Annotated in this window: 13 protein-coding genes, 1 pseudogene and 1 other annotated feature; of the genes and pseudogenes, 12 read left to right on the top strand and 2 right to left on the bottom strand. The window is 37.2% G+C overall.

Going from position 1 to position 19,577, the window contains the following annotated elements; all coding sequences use genetic code 11:
* Window positions 1-136 precede the first annotated feature (136 nt).
* On the bottom strand, window positions 137-2,371 hold the full coding sequence (locus EKM68_RS00845; RefSeq protein ID WP_125587777.1) for an ATP-dependent Clp protease ATP-binding subunit: 2,235 nt from the start codon (window positions 2,369-2,371) through the stop codon (window positions 137-139).
* Window positions 2,372-2,671: 300 nt separating this feature from the next.
* On the opposite strand from EKM68_RS00845, the gene EKM68_RS00840 reads away from it, so the two are divergent.
* From EKM68_RS00840 to EKM68_RS00830, 3 genes are all read left to right on the top strand, one after another.
* Window positions 2,672-2,938 carry a phosphocarrier protein HPr gene (locus EKM68_RS00840; protein WP_125568761.1) on the top strand — a complete coding sequence of 89 codons (267 nt, stop codon included), beginning with the start codon at window positions 2,672-2,674 and terminating at the stop codon, window positions 2,936-2,938.
* Window positions 2,938-4,662 carry a phosphoenolpyruvate--protein phosphotransferase gene (gene ptsP / locus EKM68_RS00835; RefSeq protein WP_125587776.1) on the top strand — a complete coding sequence of 575 codons (1,725 nt, stop codon included), beginning with the start codon at window positions 2,938-2,940 and terminating at the stop codon, window positions 4,660-4,662. Before EKM68_RS00840 ends, ptsP begins: the two co-directional genes overlap by 1 nt.
* A gap of 136 nt (window positions 4,663-4,798) precedes the next feature.
* Entirely contained in the window at window positions 4,799-5,731 is a 933-nt protein-coding gene (locus tag EKM68_RS00830) for a peptidoglycan recognition protein family protein (protein ID WP_125587775.1), read from the top strand.
* Window positions 5,732-5,782: 51 nt separating this feature from the next.
* Here the strand turns inward: EKM68_RS00830 and EKM68_RS00825 are convergent, their stop codons facing one another.
* A complete protein-coding gene (locus tag EKM68_RS00825) occupies window positions 5,783-7,228 on the bottom strand; it encodes a glycosyltransferase family 39 protein (RefSeq protein WP_225422938.1) in 1,446 nt (481 codons plus the stop codon).
* Between the two features lie 299 nt (window positions 7,229-7,527).
* Between EKM68_RS00825 and EKM68_RS00820 the strand changes: the two genes are divergently transcribed.
* From EKM68_RS00820 to EKM68_RS00780, 9 genes and pseudogenes are all read left to right on the top strand, one after another.
* The gene (locus tag EKM68_RS00820) at window positions 7,528-8,052 is read left to right on the top strand and encodes an SLAP domain-containing protein (protein ID WP_125587773.1); all 525 of its coding nucleotides are present in this window, start codon (window positions 7,528-7,530) and stop codon (window positions 8,050-8,052) included.
* A gap of 57 nt (window positions 8,053-8,109) precedes the next feature.
* Window positions 8,110-8,344, top strand: a binding site (T-box leader).
* 158 nt (window positions 8,345-8,502) lie between these two features.
* Window positions 8,503-9,872 (top strand): annotated as a pseudogene (gene brnQ, locus EKM68_RS00815) (branched-chain amino acid transport system II carrier protein).
* Window positions 9,873-10,282: 410 nt separating this feature from the next.
* Entirely contained in the window at window positions 10,283-12,523 is a 2,241-nt protein-coding gene (gene nrdJ, locus EKM68_RS00810; RefSeq protein ID WP_125587856.1) for a ribonucleoside-triphosphate reductase, adenosylcobalamin-dependent, read from the top strand.
* Window positions 12,524-12,734: 211 nt separating this feature from the next.
* A complete protein-coding gene (locus EKM68_RS00805) occupies window positions 12,735-13,817 on the top strand; it encodes an ABC transporter ATP-binding protein (RefSeq protein WP_125587772.1) in 1,083 nt (360 codons plus the stop codon).
* Window positions 13,810-14,751, top strand: coding sequence for a carbohydrate ABC transporter permease (locus tag EKM68_RS00800; protein ID WP_125587771.1), 942 nt, complete (start codon window positions 13,810-13,812; stop codon window positions 14,749-14,751). The genes EKM68_RS00805 and EKM68_RS00800 overlap by 8 nt, the downstream gene beginning before the upstream one ends.
* Window positions 14,751-15,581, top strand: coding sequence for a carbohydrate ABC transporter permease (locus EKM68_RS00795; RefSeq protein ID WP_125587770.1), 831 nt, complete (start codon window positions 14,751-14,753; stop codon window positions 15,579-15,581). The genes EKM68_RS00800 and EKM68_RS00795 overlap by 1 nt, the downstream gene beginning before the upstream one ends.
* A gap of 1 nt (window position 15,582) precedes the next feature.
* Entirely contained in the window at window positions 15,583-16,941 is a 1,359-nt protein-coding gene (locus EKM68_RS00790) for an extracellular solute-binding protein (RefSeq protein ID WP_125587769.1), read from the top strand.
* Between the two features lie 128 nt (window positions 16,942-17,069).
* Window positions 17,070-17,489, top strand: coding sequence for a CopY/TcrY family copper transport repressor (locus EKM68_RS00785; RefSeq protein WP_125587768.1), 420 nt, complete (start codon window positions 17,070-17,072; stop codon window positions 17,487-17,489).
* Entirely contained in the window at window positions 17,486-19,552 is a 2,067-nt protein-coding gene (locus EKM68_RS00780; protein ID WP_225422937.1) for a heavy metal translocating P-type ATPase, read from the top strand. Before EKM68_RS00785 ends, EKM68_RS00780 begins: the two co-directional genes overlap by 4 nt.
* Window positions 19,553-19,577 lie beyond the last annotated feature (25 nt).

Raw genomic sequence — 19,577 nt, 5'->3', positions numbered from 1 at the left:
AAGGAAGACTAAAGGAAATTTTAATATTCAAAGAGAGTTGCAAATCAATGTAATGATACTATTCTATATAACCAGAAAAATCCTAAACAAAAAGGAATCGAGATAATCTCGGTTCCTTTTTCATATAGTTATTAAACTACTTATCTTCAGTTGACGAATTGTCAGCGGGCACATCACTAGGGGCATTGTACTTACCAATAGTAATCTTCCCATCAACAATTTTAGCTTCTAGTTCTTTTTCACGAGCATTGTCCAAGAAGTAATCAGCAACCTTATCTTCAATTTGTTCTTCGATAACTCTTCTCAATGGACGAGCACCCATCTTAGGATTGAATCCAAGGTCAACAAGTTTTTCCTTGGCATCCCTTGTAACGTGAATACTCAAACCTTGATCAGCAATCATTGAGTTGGTATCAGTCAACATTAAGTCGACAATCTTCATCAAGTTAGCCTTAGTTAATGAATTGAATTCAACGATACCGTCGAATCTGTTCAAGAACTCTGGTTTGAAGAATTCTGATAGACGACTGATGATTGAATGAGTATTACCAGTTGCTTCGGCACCGAAACCAACATTTGCTTCCTGCAAACCTTGTCCAGCGTTAGAAGTCATGATAATAATCGTATCTTTGAAGCTGACCGTACGTCCTTGAGAATCTGTCAAACGACCATCATCAAGAATTTGCAAGAACATGTGCATTACGTCAGGGTGAGCCTTTTCGATTTCATCTAATAGGATCAAACTGTATGGATTACGACGAACTTGTTCAGTTAATTGACCAGCTTCTTCGTAACCAACATACCCTGGAGGTGAACCGATCAACTTAGACACACTGTGTTTTTCCATGTATTCAGACATGTCAAAACGAATCATTGAGTCTTCTGTACCAAATAGTTCACGCGCTAGTTGCTTAGCAAGTTCAGTCTTACCAACACCTGTAGGTCCTACAAATAGAAAACTACCGATTGGACGACCAGATTTATTGAAACCAACTCTGTTACGACGAATGGCCTTGGCAACTTGGCCAACAGCTTCATCTTGTCCAATAACGTGACTTCTTAAGTCAGGACCTAAGTTCTTCAATTGTGTTTGTTCGTTGGATTGAAGTTCACCAACAGGGATGTTGGTCTTTTCTTCAACGATTTGTTGGATATTCTTTTCACTGACAACACTCTCGTCAGTCGGTTTACCCTTTTCGTTGTCCTTCATATCTTGGAACTTAGTTACTTGGTCACGATAGTAGGCAGCTTTTTCATAATCTTCATTACGTAGAGCAGCTTGCTTTTGAACTTCTGCATCAGAAATCTTATTATCTAGGTCAGCCATATCAACGTGATTGATTTGCAAGTTCTTCTTAGAACCAGCCTCATCGATCAAGTCGATAGCCTTGTCGGGCAAGAATCTATCTTGGATATAACGAGCAGATAATTCTGCCGCAGCCTTGATAGCTTCATTAGAATACTTAACATGGTGATAGTCTTCATACTTAGGTTGGAGGCCCTTTAGAATTTGAACAGTTTCCTCTACTGAAGGTTCATCAACTTGAACAGGTTGTAAACGACGTTCAAGTGCCGAGTCTTTTTCAATAGTTCTGTATTCATTCAAAGTTGTAGCACCAACTAATTGAAGATCGCCACGGGCTAGGGCAGGTTTCAAGACGTTACCAGCGTCCATTCCACCTTCAGCGTTACCAGCGCCAACAATTTCATGAATTTCATCTATAAATAGGATGATTTCTTTATTCTTTTGTAATTCTTGAATCAATTGTTGCATACGTTGCTCGAATTGACCACGGACACCAGTTCCCTGAACTAGTGAGACGACGTCTAGACGAACGACACGTTTATTTTGTAATTTTTCAGGGACATCTCCGTCAACAATCTTTTGTGCAAGACCTTCGACAACAGCTGTTTTACCAACACCAGCTTCACCGATTAAGACGGGATTGTTCTTTGTTCTTCTATTTAAAATTTCGATTACACGGTTTATTTCTTTATCACGACCGATAACAGGATCAATTTGGCCTTTTTTAGCCAATTCTGTTAAATCAACACCGTATTGATCTAACACACCATTACCACGACCGCGACCACGGTTGTTTCCACCGTTGCCGCCAGTTTGTGTTTGTGGACCTTGTTGTTGATCAATGCCATTTGCAGCTTGTGCGCTACCATTGTTCAAGGCATTGAACAAGTCTTCAAAACTTGAAAAACCGTATGGATTTTCTGCCATATTATTCATACCTTCATTAGCTTGATTTCGTAGTTGTTGATAGCAATTCTGACAGAGGTTTATTTCTGTACGTTGACCATTAACACTTGTATATAAATGAATTGTTGCTTCATTTTTGTGACAATTTTGACAAAGCACTGACACCCCACCTTTCTGTCTCATATACAGGATACAACGGTAGTATATAACTTAGCACTCGAGTAATGCAAGTGCTAAGTCTTATAATTTAATATCAATTTTTAAATAAAATTGGCACATTAATTTTAACGCTTACAAAAAGCTTGCATGAAAGCGTTACATGGCTTATCATAACTAGGGTTCATAAGAGATATTTCGACAAATCACTTGTGAATAAATCTATATAATGGTAAATTATTTAGTGTATATTTGTAGAGATACTACAGAATTAATTAAAAAATATGGTGAGGTATTTATATTATGGAAAAGAAAGAATTTCACATTATTGCAGAAACAGGTATCCACGCACGTCCAGCTACTATGTTAGTACAAGCTGCTAGCAAGTTTGCTTCAGATATCAATATTGAATTCAACGGCAAATCAGTTAACCTTAAATCAATCATGGGTGTTATGTCACTTGGTGTTGGCCAAGGTGCTGACGTTACAATTACTGCTGACGGCGACGATGCTGCTGACGCAATTACTGCTATTTCAGATACAATGACAAAGGAAGGACTTGCTGAATAATGGTGAAAACTATCAAAGGGATTGCAGCTAGTGATGGTATTGCTACTGCTGAAGCATACCTTTTAGTTCAACCAGATTTGTCTTTCGATAAAAAGAGCATTTCTGACGCTGACGCCGAAGTTAGTCGTTTAAAGGATGCAATCGCAACATCAGATGCTGAACTAACAAAAATTAGAGACGTAGCTAAGGTTTCACTTGGTGAGGACGAAGCTCAAGTTTTTGATGCACATAAAATGATTTTGGCTGACCCAGAATTTACTGGTGCAGTAGAACAAGAAATTAAAGACCAATCAGTTAATGCTGAACAAGCACTTGACGATGTGTCAAAGAACTTTATCGCTATTTTTGAAGGAATGACAGACAATCCTTACATGCAAGAACGTGCTGCCGACGTACGCGATGTTACAAAACGTGTTATGGCACATCTTCTTGGTGTAGAGTTACCTAATCCTTCATTGATCGATCACGAAGTAATTATCATTGCTCATGATTTGACACCTAGTGATACTGCTCAATTAAATAAAAAGTATGTTAAAGGTTTCGTTACTGATATCGGTGGACGTACTGCTCACTCAGCTATCATGGCTCGTTCTTTGGAACTACCAGCTGTTGTTGGTACAAACACGATCACTGGAGACGTTAAAGATGGCCAAACCGTAATCCTTGATGGACTTAACGGTGCTGCTATTATTGATCCTTCAGATGAAGATATCAAGAAATACGATAAGATGGCAAAAGACTTTTCTGCTCAAAAGGCTGAATGGGAAAAATTAAAGAATGAAGCCACAGTTACTGCTGATGGTAAACACTTTGATATTGCTGCTAATATCGGTACACCTGATGACCTCGAAGGCGTTATTGCCAACGGTGCCGAAGGTGTTGGACTTTACCGTACAGAATTCTTGTACATGCAATCTGAGGAACTTCCTACAGAGGATGACCAATTTGAAGCATACAAGACAGTTCTTGAAGGTATGAAAGGTAAGCCAGTTGTTGTTCGTACAATGGACATTGGTGGTGACAAACACTTGTCATACTTACCACTTCCAGAAGAAATGAACCCATTCTTGGGTTACCGTGCTATCCGTATCAGTTTGGATAGACAAGAAATCTTCAGAACACAACTTAGAGCCTTGTTACGTGCCTCTGCATTCGGTCAATTACGTATCATGTTCCCTATGATTGGTACATTAGCTGAATTCAGATCTGCTAAGAAGATTTTTGAAGAAGAAAAAGCTAAGTTAGTTGAAAAGGGTGTAGAAGTTTCAGATCATATCCAATTAGGTATGATGATGGAAGTTCCTGCTGCTGCTATTCTAGCAGACCAATTTGCTAAAGAAGTTGACTTCTTCAGTATCGGTACGAATGACTTGATCCAATACACAATGGCTGCTGATCGTGGTAACGAACACGTTTCATACTTATATCAACCATACAACCCTTCAATCTTGAGACTAGTTAAGCACGTTATTGACTCAGCTCATGCGGAAGGCAAGTGGGCTGGTATGTGTGGTGAAGCTGCTGGTGATAACATCATGGTTCCATTGCTACTTGGCATGGGTCTAGATGAATACTCAATGAGTGCTACATCTGTCCTTCGTGTAAGAAGTTTGATGAAGAAGTTGAGCACAGCTGATCTTAAAGAATTAGCTGAACGCGCAGTCAATGAATCAATCACTAACGAAGATAACAAGAAGCTTGTTGAATCATATATCAACAAATAATAATTTAGACGTAAATCCCTTTAATTAGAGATTTACGTTTTTTTTGCGTTATGTAATAATTTTGTAATCAAATCTTTATCTTGTGTAATATTTAACGCGGTATAGTTAATGTTGGATGAACTAGGGGGAATAATGCATGAGTAAAAAAATAAATAGGGGTGCAGTTTGGATATGGAGTCTAGTTGCCGTCTTCTTCGGTATACTACTTGTTTCAAGTAATACCACTGATGTTAAAGCACAGACTGTCAATGACTACATTACCCAAAACAGAATTGAACCGGTTGCTATTCAGTACCGTGAGGGTACGTTTAGCCACTGGATACCATATGAAAATGGTGTTGGTAAGCCTGAAGGAGTGGTTGTTCATGAAACTGCTGATTACAACGCCACTGCTGAGAATGAAGTTACATACTTCAATCGCGAGTGGCCTAACATGCAGTCGTATGTGCACGCCTTTGTTGATAATAACGAAATTATCAATATTCATAGTGCTGACTATGGTGTTTGGGGTGCTGGACCAACAGCTAATGCCAAGTACATTCAGGTAGAGGTATGTGAGGAACATACACAAGATGCCTTTGCCAGAGCAATTACTAATGATGCTTACTACGTTGCTGCTAAGTTGATTCAATATGGTTTGCCAGATATTCCTGGTCAAACAGTTGTATCACATGCACAAGTAAGCAAGATGTATGGTGAAACTACTCATACAGATCCAGATGGCTACTTTGCTTCAATGGGTTACAACATGGACCAATTCAATGATTTGGTCGGTACATTCTATAATAACTTGAAGAACTACGGCAGTGTTTATAACAATGGTGGAAGTAGCACTAACGCTGGTTCTAATAACAACACATCATCAGCTAACGTTATAAATGTAAATAACGCTAATGGTGATTATGTTCCGATTATGGCACTTAAGAGTGATGGAACATTTGCTAGAGTGACTAACCGTGCTTTGAAGAATAATACTCCATGGCAAACTGATAAGACTCAAGAATCAGATGGTGTTACATATCGTCGTGTTGCTACAAACGAATGGGTGGCATCAACATATGTCATTTAGTTGTATTAGTCTTTAAGATAAAATAAAAAACGTCAATAATTAGAATCGAATCTAATTATTGGCGTTTATTTTATTCTCTAAGCTTTTTGAGACTTTACTTTTGCTGTGAATATTACTAATTGAAAGAATAGTCTTGTATATACCTAATCCAGCCATGATAGAAATTATTGGTAAGAATTCAATTCGGTAACGTCCTTGAACTTCTATGATCAAGTTGGCGACAGCAAATGCCATTAGTGGTAATAGTAACAAGTAGAATTTATCATCAAACTTGGTTTTGAACATTGTTAGTGAGCCGATCCAAGAAAATACTATTAAAACAATTGAACCCATGTAGGCTAGATAATTAACTATTTCAACGGTATGTGGTGAATGGGTCGTTGAATAATTCGTAAAATCAGTTGCTAGAGTTCTGCTCGACCAAAGAGTTTGAGTCTTATTGATGAATAGTTTCAACCAAGCATTATTATCGTTGAGATATTTTATTTGTTTGTTTAGTTGAACTTTTTCAACTTTGCTCATTTGTGCACGGGATTTATTTGGATCGATGAATTTGTTCAGGTCATTTGAATAAGTTCCACCAGATTGATAATTCAAACCGGTCAGGAATTTCCATTCGGGATCGTGATTGGATAATCCATACGAGTTGATCCCGGATGCCTTGATCCCAACTCCAGCCAGACTGAATAGAACAAAGTAAGTTGCCAGAGTAAGTAAAAACTTCAAACTAGTTTTATAATCACGATGCTTCATTAGTACATAGATTAATGCAAACACAATAATACCAGCAATCATAACTGGTCCAATAGGACGAATCAAACATCCAGCAGCTAGAGTCACACCTGCGAGAATGTAACTCCAGAGTTTATCTTGGAATAATATATAGAAGGTAACTAGATATAGCAGTGAACCAAGATACTGATTATCAGCTTGACTATTCAAGGCAAACCAATCAAGATCGACCATTAGCAGTAGAACTGACAGGCGTGCAATTTTTATGTTGTTAAAAATCTTATTGGCCAGTAAATAAGTAACTAATAACGTTAAAACTTGATAGATAACGTTGAAGAACTGAACGGCAAAAATGTTGAAACCAAATATTTTAACAATTGCCAGAATGTAAGCCATGAAACCTGATTGATAGGCATACTTTGAAAAGTAGTCATTGTCAGTGTTATAAAGTTTATCACCATTAAAGAATCCCGGTGCACGACTCCAGAAATTACCGAAGTCACTCAATTGTTGATTTGGCACATTCAATACCCACATCAGAGCCACAATACCAAAAGCTAATAACATTGTAGTTAATATGATGGCATTAGTTTTCTTATTATCTGTTTTGATCTTTATAAGCAAATATCCTACAAACAGAATAATTACGAAGAATACGATCATTAATGCGACATTTCTCATCGCATTTTGAACTAAAAAATTGTGATAATAAAATGTCAACATTAATAAGAAGACAATACTAGTAAATATAGCGACACAGGCCAAAATAATCTTGTTTAAAATACTTTGAATTTTAGTAATGATTTTCCCCTTTAAACTAATCAGACTAGTCTTTGAATGCTAGTCTGGTTTCCCTAATTCTTTATAAATATCTCTTAGTAAATTACTATTACAATACTAGCATAATGTACTTAATAATTAATAATTATTTCATAACTGTTAAGTAATCTGGTATTTACACCTTGTACTTTACGTCTATTTAATCGGTACTCATTTATTTGTATCCCAACTTTTATGGTGCTATCTTAGCGTCGAATCAAATAACAAGCTCGAGGTACAATAACATGAAAAAAAATCTTTTTAGAAATTTAACAATAGGATTAATGGCAGTTTCACCAGCATTATTGATGGGAGTTAGTTCGCTTGGTACGATCACGGCAAATGCCGCTGCTTGGGAAAGTTCTAATCCTGAAGCAAGCGTCAAATGTATGACGATATATGGTTCTAAAGAACCTATTTATACTGCGCAAGGTGTATTCACTGGAAAGTATTTGCCAGTTGGTACCTCATGGCGTCTAGGTAAGAGTATCGCAATCAGTGGTAAGTATTACTTTGAAGTAGCAACTAACGAGTATATAACCGGTCAAACAGCTGATTATCCATATACACCATATGATGGAACAGTACGTGTTATCAGTTCTACAACACCGGCACCTATTTATACTAGAGATGGAGCCAAGATCACTGGACGTGCTTTGGCACCTGGATCATATTGGCACACCGATAGAGAAGTCAATCTTGCTGGAATTAGTTACTTTAGAGTGGCAACCGATGAATATGTTTGTGTAAGTGATGCCGCACCAGTTTAAAAAAGGATTGACAAGTCATAAAGATTAGAATATTCTAATGATATTAAAATAATGAATTTAACAGCAAGTAAGTGGAGAAGTAATTGAGTCTGACAAAGCACAGGAAGCTATGTTAATTGAGAAATAGTATTTGTCATTCAATGAAAGTAGCCACGGAGCTGGCAATGCGAACGAGAGTGAGTGTTGCATGGGTGCACCCATTATTGTGCTAGCGTATTATTTGTACGTGAGAAGGTATTGTTTGTGAGAACAATATGAAGCAAGGGTGGTACCGCGCAGAAGCGTCCTTTGAAAATCTTAATTGATTTTCAGAGGGCGCTTTTTTTTATTCATTAAAAATGGAGGCGGTCAACGATGAATAGTTGTACTAATAGCAATGGCGGACTCATTCGAGTGAATGTATGTGGCAGGTTATATAATTATACATTCAATTGAAAGAGGAAATTATTTATGGAAAATATTAATAAAAAATTATCGTTCAAACATTATTTGATCATTGGTTCTATGCTTTTCGGAATGTTCTTTGGAGCAGGAAACTTAATCTTTCCGATTCATTTAGGACAATTGGCTGGAGGACACTGGTTTAGTGCTGGAATAGGATTCTTATTAACTGGAACACTCTTACCCTTGTTAGGAATTATTGCAATCAGCATTACCCGATCCAGTGGTATTTATGATTTGGCTAAGCCGATTGGACATCGATATGCCACTTTCTTCATGATTCTCACATGTGCGACCTTAGGACCATTGTTTGCCACTCCAAGAACGGCTACGACACCTTTTCAAATCGGTGTTGCAACACATGTAACTGCTAGCCAAGAACCGTGGTACTTGCTAGGATATTCATTGATTTTCTTTTTGATTGCTGGGTGGGCATCACGTAAGCCAACTGGAATTATCGACATGATCGGAAAACTTTTAAATCCAGCATTTTTAATTTTGTTAGCAATTATTTTTGCAATTGCTTTTACGAATCCGATGGGAAATGCTTCTACAGCAAAAATTACTAGTAATTATCAGAATGGAGCTTTTCTGAACGGATTTTTGCAAGGCTATAATACTATGGATGCCTTAGCTGCCTTGTTATTTGGAATAGTTGTTGTTACTTCGATCAAGAGCTTGGGACAACATGATCCCAGTGCCATTGCCAAAACGGCTGCCAAATCAAGTTTGTTGAGTATTTCATTAGAGGCATTTATTTATCTAGGTTTAATTTGGATCGGTGCCACTTCACTGTCATATTTTAATATTTCTGCAGATGGAGGTATTGGATTTTCACAAATTGCCAATCATTTCATGGGAGTACCTGGAGAAATAATACTTGCTATTATGGCAACTCTGACATGCTTAACGACGGCAGTTGGTTTGATTTCGTCATTTGCAGAGGCACTTCACGATAAGTTCCCTAAGATATCTTATCGAACATGGAACTTATTATCTTGTGGAACATCATTTTTAATTGCAAATATGGGATTGGAACAAATCATTTCTTGGTCTACTCCGATGCTGATGTTCTTGTATCCATTGGCAATCACTCTGATTATCTTATCCATTGCATCGCCGTTATTCGGTAGTGATCCAATTGTCTATCGCACGACAACGGTATTTACAATTATTCCAGCTTTGATTGATGCCTTAAATTCAGCTCCAGCAGTTATTTCTGAACAATCATTATCACAAACAATCTTGAGATTAGATCAATTGTATTTGCGTTCGGGATGGACTGGTTGCTACCAGCCTTGATTGGATTGTTATTAGGATTGATGATTCATTATGGACAGCTTATTTCAAAACGCTCTAAGCTAAAAATTGAAGATTAATTATAAAAAGGTTTTTATGATTTTGATAATAAAATTGAGTTAGCAATAACAAATGAATGAAGATGAAGTCAATAGGATTTCATCTTTTTTTGTTGACAAAATTTTGTGTCAAGTACTTGAATTTTACTGAAATATGCTAATTAAATTTATCATTGCTTATCATGCGATAAGCATATTAGAATGGAAGTTGCGGATTTCAAAATGACAATTGAATTAAGTTGAATCAAAATTTAATTCCTAAAAAAGTTTTTACGTAAAAATCTAACTTATGGATGCCGAGAATGACGGCAATTATGACGGTGAAAAATAGGTTCATCAATTTGATTAACAAACACTACATCTTGTTATATAATTGCCGGTGAGATACCATATATAGTGTTGTAACAAATTAATTGGAGTGATACATAATGATGAACTTATTAAGAAAAATCAAATTAGACGATGAATTTATTGATGAAGTTAAGGCGACAGTTAAACCTCACTGGGGGGAACTGGGCTGGGTTACATACAAACGTACTTATGCACGTTGGATTCCGGAATTAGGACGTACTGAGAACTGGTCAGAAACCGTTAAACGTGTAATTGAAGGTAACATTAATCTTGATCCTCGTTTGAAAGAGGAATCATTAACTGAAGAACAATATCAGGGTTTGGTCAGCGAAGCCAAAGAGCTGTACAAACTGGTTTATGGATTAGCAGCAACGCCATCGGGTAGAAACCTTTGGATCTCTGGTACTGAATATCAAAAGCGCAATGGGGATGCTCTGAACAATTGCTGGTTCATTGCTATCAGACCACAAAAATACGGTGATAGTCACATTCTTCCTAGTTACTTAAATGCAGACCAAGTTGCTGTATCTATGCCGTTTTCATTCATGTTTGACCAATTGATGAAGGGCGGCGGCGTTGGCTTTTCTGTTGTTCCTGATAATATGAAAAAAATGCCAGCGGTTGATAAGAAGATTAACTTATCGATCCTTATCAGTAAATCTAGCGATTCTTACAAGGATTCAATCGAAGCAGGTGCAATTGACCGTGAGGATTACTTAAAGGACCACGATGTGGCTGACGTTCGTTTTTACAAGCTTCCAGATACTCGTGAAGGCTGGGTAATCGCCAATGCTAATATGATCGATGCTCATTTTGCTTCAACTAATGTTGAAGATGTTAATGATGTTGTTTTGGATATTACTGATATTCGTCCCAAAGGCGCTAAGATCAAGGGCTTCGGTGGTACTGCATCAGGCCCTGTTCCATTGATTGAAATGTTCTCTGATATCAATGAAGTTTTGAATGATGCTATTGGCAAGCAATTGACTTCAGTTGATTGCACGGACATGGGTAACTTGATTGGTAAGACAGTTGTTGCGGGGAATGTTCGTCGTTCTGCGGAATTGGCACTAGGTGGTGCTACTGATGATGACTTCATTACCATGAAACAAGACCAAAAGAAGTTATACCATCACCGTTGGGCATCAAATAACAGTGTTTCAGTTGATTCTAAGTTTAATAAGTACCAACCCATCGCTAACTCGATCGTTCATAATGGTGAACCTGGGATCGTTAATCTTGAACTGTCACGTAATTACGGCCGAATCGCCGATGGTTACCAACCAGGAATTGATGATGCTGTTGAAGGAACTAATCCCTGTGGTGAAATTTCATTGAGTAATGGTGAACCTTGTAACTTATTCGAGGTTTTCCCGGTTATTGCTGAAAAACAAGGCTGGAAACTGGAAGAAGCTTTTGATTTAGCTGCTCGATACACAAAACGTGTCACATTCAGTAGTTATGATTGGGAAGTTTCACGTAAGGCAATCCAAAAAAATCGTCGTATTGGTGTTTCAATGTCAGGTATCCAAGACTGGATTTTGAATACTTTTGGTAACCGTGTTGTTACTGGATTTGAAGATACTAAAGATCAAGACGGTGTTGCTATTAAGAAACCTATTTATGATAAAAGAATCGTTAAGAGATTTGATGACTTGTATCACTCAGTCGTTAAGGCTGATGAGGATTATTCACATGAATTGAAGTGTAATACTTCAATCAAGCACACAACTGTTAAGCCATCAGGTACAGTTGCTAAACTTGCAGGTGTATCAGAAGGAATGCATTTTCACTATGCCGGCTATTTAATTCAAAGAATTAGATTCCAGGACAGTGATCCATTGCTTCCAGCATTGAAGGCATGTGGTTACAAGATCGAACCTGATGTTTATACGAAGCACACGATGTGTGTCGAATTCCCAGTTAAGGCTGTTAATGCTGACAATCCTAACTTTGCATCAGCTGGTAATGTTTCCATTGCTGAACAATTTGCGACACAGGCATTCCTTCAAACATACTGGTCAGATAATGCAGTAAGTTGTACTGTAACGTTTCAACCAGAGGAAGCTGATGAAATTGCACCATTGATGTATCAATATAGACACATTACTAAGTCAACTTCGTTGTTACCATACAGTGGTGGTGAACTCAAACAAGCTCCCAAGGAACCGATTGATAAAAAAGTTTACAAAGAACGTGAGTCTCTGATTAGCGGAAATGTTGCTAAGAAATTTGCTGAAATGAATGATAATCACGATAAGAAAGATATTGAACTCGTTGATCAATCAGATTGTGAAAGTGGAGCATGTCCTATTAAATAGGGTGTTAAGTCTCGTTAAACTATGAAAATAAAAGGCATCAATTAATGAAAATATTCATTGATTGATGCCTTTTTTGTCGATATTTATTTATTAAAATCAATTTTATTATAAATAATTTCTGAAAATTTACACAAATTTTACAATAAATAAGAAAGAAATATACATCCTTACTACATACTAAATGTATCGAAACTTATATGGGGTGAATAAGATGTCTACAATTTTGAATCAAGTATCAAAGAACTACGGCGCTAATAACGTTATTTTAAATAGCGTATCTGCCGAAATCGAAACAGGAGAATTCTTCGTTATCGTTGGGCCTTCTGGATGTGGTAAGAGCACGTTATTGCGCATGATTGCGGGATTAACAGAAATCTCTGATGGTGAGATCAGTATTGACGGTCAAGTTGTTAATGATCTACAACCAAAGGATCGTAAGTTAACGATGGTTTTCCAAAGTTACGCACTATTTCCTTTCTTGAATGTTTGGGACAATGTGGCTTTTGGTCTGAAAGCTAGAAAGCTTGATCAAGCTGAAGTGCATCAACGTGTTAATGATGCTTTGGATATGGTTAGTTTAAGTGAACTTAAAGATCGCAAGCCACGTGAATTATCTGGTGGACAAAGACAACGTGTGGCACTTGCTCGTGCAGTTGCCAGTGACGCTAAGATTTGCTTGATGGATGAACCTCTATCAAACTTGGATGCACAATTACGTGTTAAGATGCGCCAAGAAATTTATCAACTACAAAGAAAACTGGGTATTACTTTGATTTATGTTACTCATGATCAAGTAGAAGCAATGACAATGGCTGATCATATTATGGTTTTAAACGATCACGAAGTTCAACAAATTGGTACACCAACAGAAATTTATCAACAACCAGCTAATGCGTTTGTAGCTAATTTCTTCGGTACACCACTTATCAATGTTATGCCTGCACAAAAGATCGATGAGTATACATTGAATGTTGATGGTGATTTTGAAATCCACATGGAACAAAAGATTACTGACAAAGCTACTAAAATTGGTATTCGTCCTGGTGAATTATCAATCGAACATGCCGATGAATTGTCCGCAAATGCAACAGTTAAGAGTACAGAATTTTTGGGGGATGAAACAATCGTTTACGCAACAACAAACAGTGGTCATGATATCAGAATCCTCTTACCAGGTAAGGCGTTATATACAGCTTTTGAGAAGATCAAAATCAGTTCAAGCAATAAAATTTTCTTGTTCGATTCATTGAATCAACGTATTCCAATGGAAACGGGGGACTTGGTCAATGCTTAAATCAACAACTCCTACGGTGGTTGGATCTGAGACAAAAGCAAAGACTAAACATCGTACTTTTTCATTAAACGCAAAAGATAAATATTACGCAGTATTATTTTTAGGCCCATCACTTTTGATTCTGAGTGTCTTTGTATTTTATCCAATGCTCAGAACGCTTTATATCAGTATGTTTTTAACAAATACCTTAGGTAAAACAACTGTTTTTAACGGACTAGGTAACTATACGGATTTGTTAGGTTCACCGGAATATATCGCTAGTTTAGGTTCGACTTTGGTTTATGTATTTGCAGTTACAGTTTTAACCGTAGGAATCGGATTGTTATTAGCTAACCTAGCAAGTAAACGACTACCTGGTATTGGAATTTTTAGAACCCTTTACTCAGTAACCATGGGTGTTTCAGTTTCAGTTGCCGCAATTTTCTGGCTATTCATTTTTAATCCATCAACTGGATTCTTCGCATTACTAAGTAACATGCTTGGATTGCCAGTTCTTAATTGGTTAACAGATCCAACGATGGCAATGTGGGCCGTTATCATTACGACAGTTTGGATGAACTTAGGATTTACATTCCTTATTTTATTAGGTGCTATTTCAGCAGTACCAACTACCTTATATGAGGCGGCAAGTATTGAAGGTGCATCAGAACGTCGTCAATTCTTCAAAATAACTGTGCCAATGATCTCACCAACACTTTTCTTTGTTTCAACAATTACTTTGATTGAAGGGTTTAAGAGTTTTGGTTTGATTGATTTGATCACTAAGGGTGGTCCCACGAACTCAACCAACATGTTAGTTTATAGAATTTACAAGGATGCTTTTTACAGTGGTAATTATGCGCAAGCCAGTTCAGAAGCAATTATCTTAACTGTTATAATTGCTTTCTTCACATTCTTACAATTCAAATTCTTAGAAAAACGGGTGAACTATTAATGATTAGCACAAACAAACCAAGCCGTTTGAATAAGATTGTTAGCTATACATTACTTTTGCTACTAGCATTTGTAATCTTGGCTCCATTCTTTATTGGTATTTGGACAAGTTTTCTACCAACCATGGAAATTGCTAAAGGTAATTTCATGAGTACTGACTTATCTCTCAATAACTATGTATCAGCTTTTACTAAGACACCAATTTTACGATATTTAGGAAACAGTTTAGTAGTTTCTGTTCTAACAATGGCAGCACAATTAGTATTTTGTTCAATGAGTGCATATGCTTTTGTATTCCTAAAGTTCAAGTATCGCAATGCCATCTTCGTTCTATTCTTGATCACAATGATGCTTCCATTTGAAGCAGAGATTATTCCTAACTTCACGACAGTGAAGAATTTAGGAATGTTAGATCACTATTCAGTTCTATTGATTCCATTTTTAACTTCTGCTTTTGGTACATTCATGTTGCGTCAAGCATTCATGCAGACACCAAGTGAGCTTAAAGAAGCAGCTGATATTGAAGGATTGAATCATTTCCAATTTTATTGGAATATTGTCTTGCCATATAACAAGGTAAGTTTGATCACTTTGGGAGCATATAGTTTTCTAGGTGCTTGGAATCAATATCTATGGCCAATGCTTACTACATTCAGTAATAACTCACGATTGATTCAAAATGGTTTGCGTCAATTGCAATCTGAAGAAACATTCAATGACTGGGGTATGATTCAAGCTAGTGCAGCAATTATTGTTATTCCAACAATTCTTGTACTGTTCATTGGTCAACATTACTTCAAATCTGGTATGAATGAAGGAGCCGTTAAATAAAATGAATAAACGACTAAAGAATTCACTGATTTCATTAGCCTTAATTATTGCAGCAGTGCTTGTTGGTATTTTTACAACTAACAAACCTGTTAAATCATCTAGTTCATCAGATAGAACACAAATTGTTTTTTGGCATGAATTGGGTGGGGCATCTGAAGATGCTCTGGAAGAAGTTGTTAATGGCTTCAATAAATCACAATCAAAATACGAAGTTGTACCGAAGTATCAAGGCTCATATGATGAAGCAATTCAAAAAATCCTTCAAACACATGGTACAAGTACATCACCAGCTGTTTTCCAGGCCTTCGATATTGCAACGGCTCAAATGATCCACAGTAAGTACACAACACCAGTTCAAAACTTTATTGACAAAGATCCGAGTTTTGATATTGAAAAAATTGCTCCAGCAGCCAGATCATTTTACTCAAATGGTGGTAAGCAACAAGCAATGCCATTCAATACGTCACAACCAGTTCTTTACTATAATGCCTCATTATTAAAGAAGTACAAGATTACACCACCACCGGTTTCGCCAACATATTCTGATATTACTCGTGTGGCTCAACAATTATATGAACGTTCAGGCCACAAGACTAAGGGTATGACGGTTCAAATTTACGGTTGGTTGTTGGAACAAGCTACAACTAATGCTGGTACAGCTTTGGCCAACAATAACAATGGTCATACTGGTATTCCAACTGCAATTGATATGGATAATCCTTCAACAGTTAAGTTCCTTGAATGGATCCACGAAAACATTAAGTCAGGCGACTTTATCAATTACGGTTCTGGTGCCAGTGCTGGTGCTAACCAAACTGCCGGATTCTTAGCTGAAAAAGTTGGTATCTTTATCCAATCCTCAGCAAGTATCGGTGAACTAACTGCTAACAACAAAGATAAACTTGGAATTACATACTTCCCACATCCAGATGGTCAAAAAGCTAACGGTGTATCAATTGGTGGGGCAGCATTGTGGATTTCAAATGACAAACCAAAAGCAGTTCAACAAGGTGCTTATGAATTTGCTAAATACGCATTGAGTCCAGCAGTTCAAGCTCAATGGCAAAAATCGACTGGTTATCTAGCACTTAACAAAGATTCACAAAAAGAAAAGATCCTAAAAGATCTTTATGCTAAGAACCCAGAGGCTAAGGTTCCGGGCCAACAATTAGCAGATGCAAAACCTAACTATGTGAACTCAGGTATTCTTCTTGAGGGGATGCAAGTTACTCGTCAATTAGAAGAAGTTGCGATGGAAGAATCATATAATGGTGGAGATATTCATAAGGCTCTGAAAAAAGCCACAAAGAATGTTAATCAAAATATCACTATATCAAACCGCGCAAACGGCTATAAATAAGTATTTATACGAGCACACTCAAAAAAAGTGAATTTGAGTGTGCTTTTTTCTTTACAGTTTGTGATTACAGTTGTAAACTATGTTTTGTAATAAAGATTACAAATGTAAACGAGAAGGTAATAATTATTATGGAAGAAATAGAGAATATGTCAAAAGCCGAGTGGCAAGTGATGAGAATCATTTGGACACTTGGAGAAGCAACTAGTAAACAAGTTATTGAAGTTCTTGAACGTAAAACTGAGTGGAAGCAAGCTACCATAAAAACATTGATTGTCCGCCTTCAGAAGAAGAATTTCTTAAAGGCTGATGAATCAAAAAGACCATATGTCTACCATCCTCGAGTCACAGAAAGTGACGCGATTCATCAAAGTGTTAATAATATATTTAATAGCCTTTGCTGTATGAAAAAGGGAGAGGCTATTGAAGACGTAGTTCAAAATTCTGATATATCAAAGGACGATATCCAAGGTTTGATTGTTCTATTGCAAAAGAAAGAAAAAACAGCACCTGAAAACATTAAGTGTGATTGTTTGGAGGCAACGGCATGATGAAAAATGCGAAGAGTGAAAAAATGAGTATGCGTGACATGAATAACATGGAGCACGGTGGAGCAGATGATATGGGCATGAGCAGTGGTCATATGATGATGAACCACGGTGGCGTGATGATGGATATGGGAGATCTTCGTCAGAAGTTCTGGGTTTCATTAATTCTTTCTATTCCAGTTTTTATTTTATCGCCATTTATGGGATCAATTGTACCAGTTCTAGTTTCATTTCCAGGTTCAAGTTGGATCATAATGATTCTCAGTTCAATCTTGTACTTCTACGGTGGTAAGCCATTCTTAACTGGTGCCCGAGGTGAACTGAAAGCAAAGAAACCAGCTATGATGACATTGATCACAATGGGTATCAGTGTTGCATATTTCTACAGCATGTACTCATTCGTAATGGTCAACATTGTACATTCCACTACTAATACTATGAATTTCTTCTGGGAACTAGCATCATTGATCGACATTATGTTGTTGGGTCACTGGATCGAAATGAAATCAACTATGAGTGCAGGTAGTGCGCTTCAAAAGATTGCTTCTCTCGTACCTAACCAAGTTCACATGGTTCACGGTGAAGAAATAATGGATCACGATATCTCAATGGTAAAAACCGGTGATGTAGTTGAAGTTCGTGCAGGTGAATCTATTCCACTTGATGCCGCAATTATCAGTGGAGAAAGTTATATCAACGAATCATTAATTACTGGTGAATCAAAAGCTGTTAAGAAATCCATCGGTGACAAGGTCGTCGGTGGTTCTATCAACGGTGAAGGTACTATCAGAATTCAAGTTACCAAGACTTCAAGTGAAGGTTACCTATCACAAATTAGTAAGTTAGTTTCAGATGCACAGACTAACAAATCAAAGACACAAATGTTAGCTGATAAGGTTTCAGGTTGGTTGTTCTACGCAGCTGTTACCGTTGGTTTGATGGCATTCGTATATTGGTTGATCTTTGGTAATATAAATCTTGCTTTGATACGCTTGGTTACAGTTCTAGTTATTGCATGTCCTCACGCTTTAGGTTTAGCAATTCCACTAGTTATGGCACGTAGTACATCAATTGCTGCAACAAATGGTCTAATCATTCGTGACAACCAAGCTATTGAAAATAGTCGTAAGATCGACTATGTTGCAATGGACAAAACTGGTACTTTAACAGAGGGTAAGTTCACTGTTAATGGTTTGAAGTCATCTAGTGATATGGACGACAATCAAGTTCTATCATTAATTGCTGGTATTGAAAGTGGCTCAAGTCATCCAATTGCCAATAGTGTTGTGGAATATGCTAAAGAACAAAAAGTTCAAGCTGCTCAACTCGACAATATCCAAGCTATTAAGGGATATGGTATGAGTGCAACTAAAGATTCACACAAATATTTATTAATCAATATGAAATATTTACAAGCTCACAAAATGACCTTTGATAAGGCAGCAGCTCAACAATATTTGGATAAAGGCAATACAATCAGTTACTTGATGGTAGATGACAAAGTTGTTGGATTCGTAGCCTTAGGTGATAAAGTCAAAGTTAACTCTGTTCAATTTATCAAAGATCTAAAAGCTAAGCACATTACACCTATCATGTTGACAGGTGATAACAAAGAAGCTGCTGCTTCATTCGCAAAGCAATTAGGAATTGACGAATTCAAAGCCGAATTGCTTCCTGAAGATAAGCACAAGGTTATCAAGAGTCTTGAATTAGAAGGACACCACGTCATGATGGTCGGCGATGGTATCAACGATGCTCCAAGTTTGGCAAGTGCAACAATTGGTGTTGCCATTGGTGCTGGTACTGATGTCGCTATTGATTCTGCCGATGTTGTTCTATACAACTCAGACCCAAGCGATATTACTAAGTTCTTGAATCTATCCGCTAAGACATATCGTAAGACAGTTGAAAACCTATGGTGGGGAGCTGGATACAATATTCTAGCAATTCCTCTAGCTGCCGGAGTTTTAGCCGGAATAGGATTCGTATTGAGCCCAGCCGTTGGTGCTGTGATCATGTCATTATCTACTGTGATCGTTGCACTTAATGCTATGACTCTAAAGTAAAAGTTGTTTTCCGAAACCTGCTTTA

The sequence above is a fragment of the Companilactobacillus jidongensis genome (assembly GCF_003946575.1).
Lineage (GTDB): Bacteria > Bacillota > Bacilli > Lactobacillales > Lactobacillaceae > Companilactobacillus > Companilactobacillus jidongensis.
Note: the sequence above shows the minus strand (reverse complement) of the source record. Positions and strands in the feature narration are given on the sequence as shown.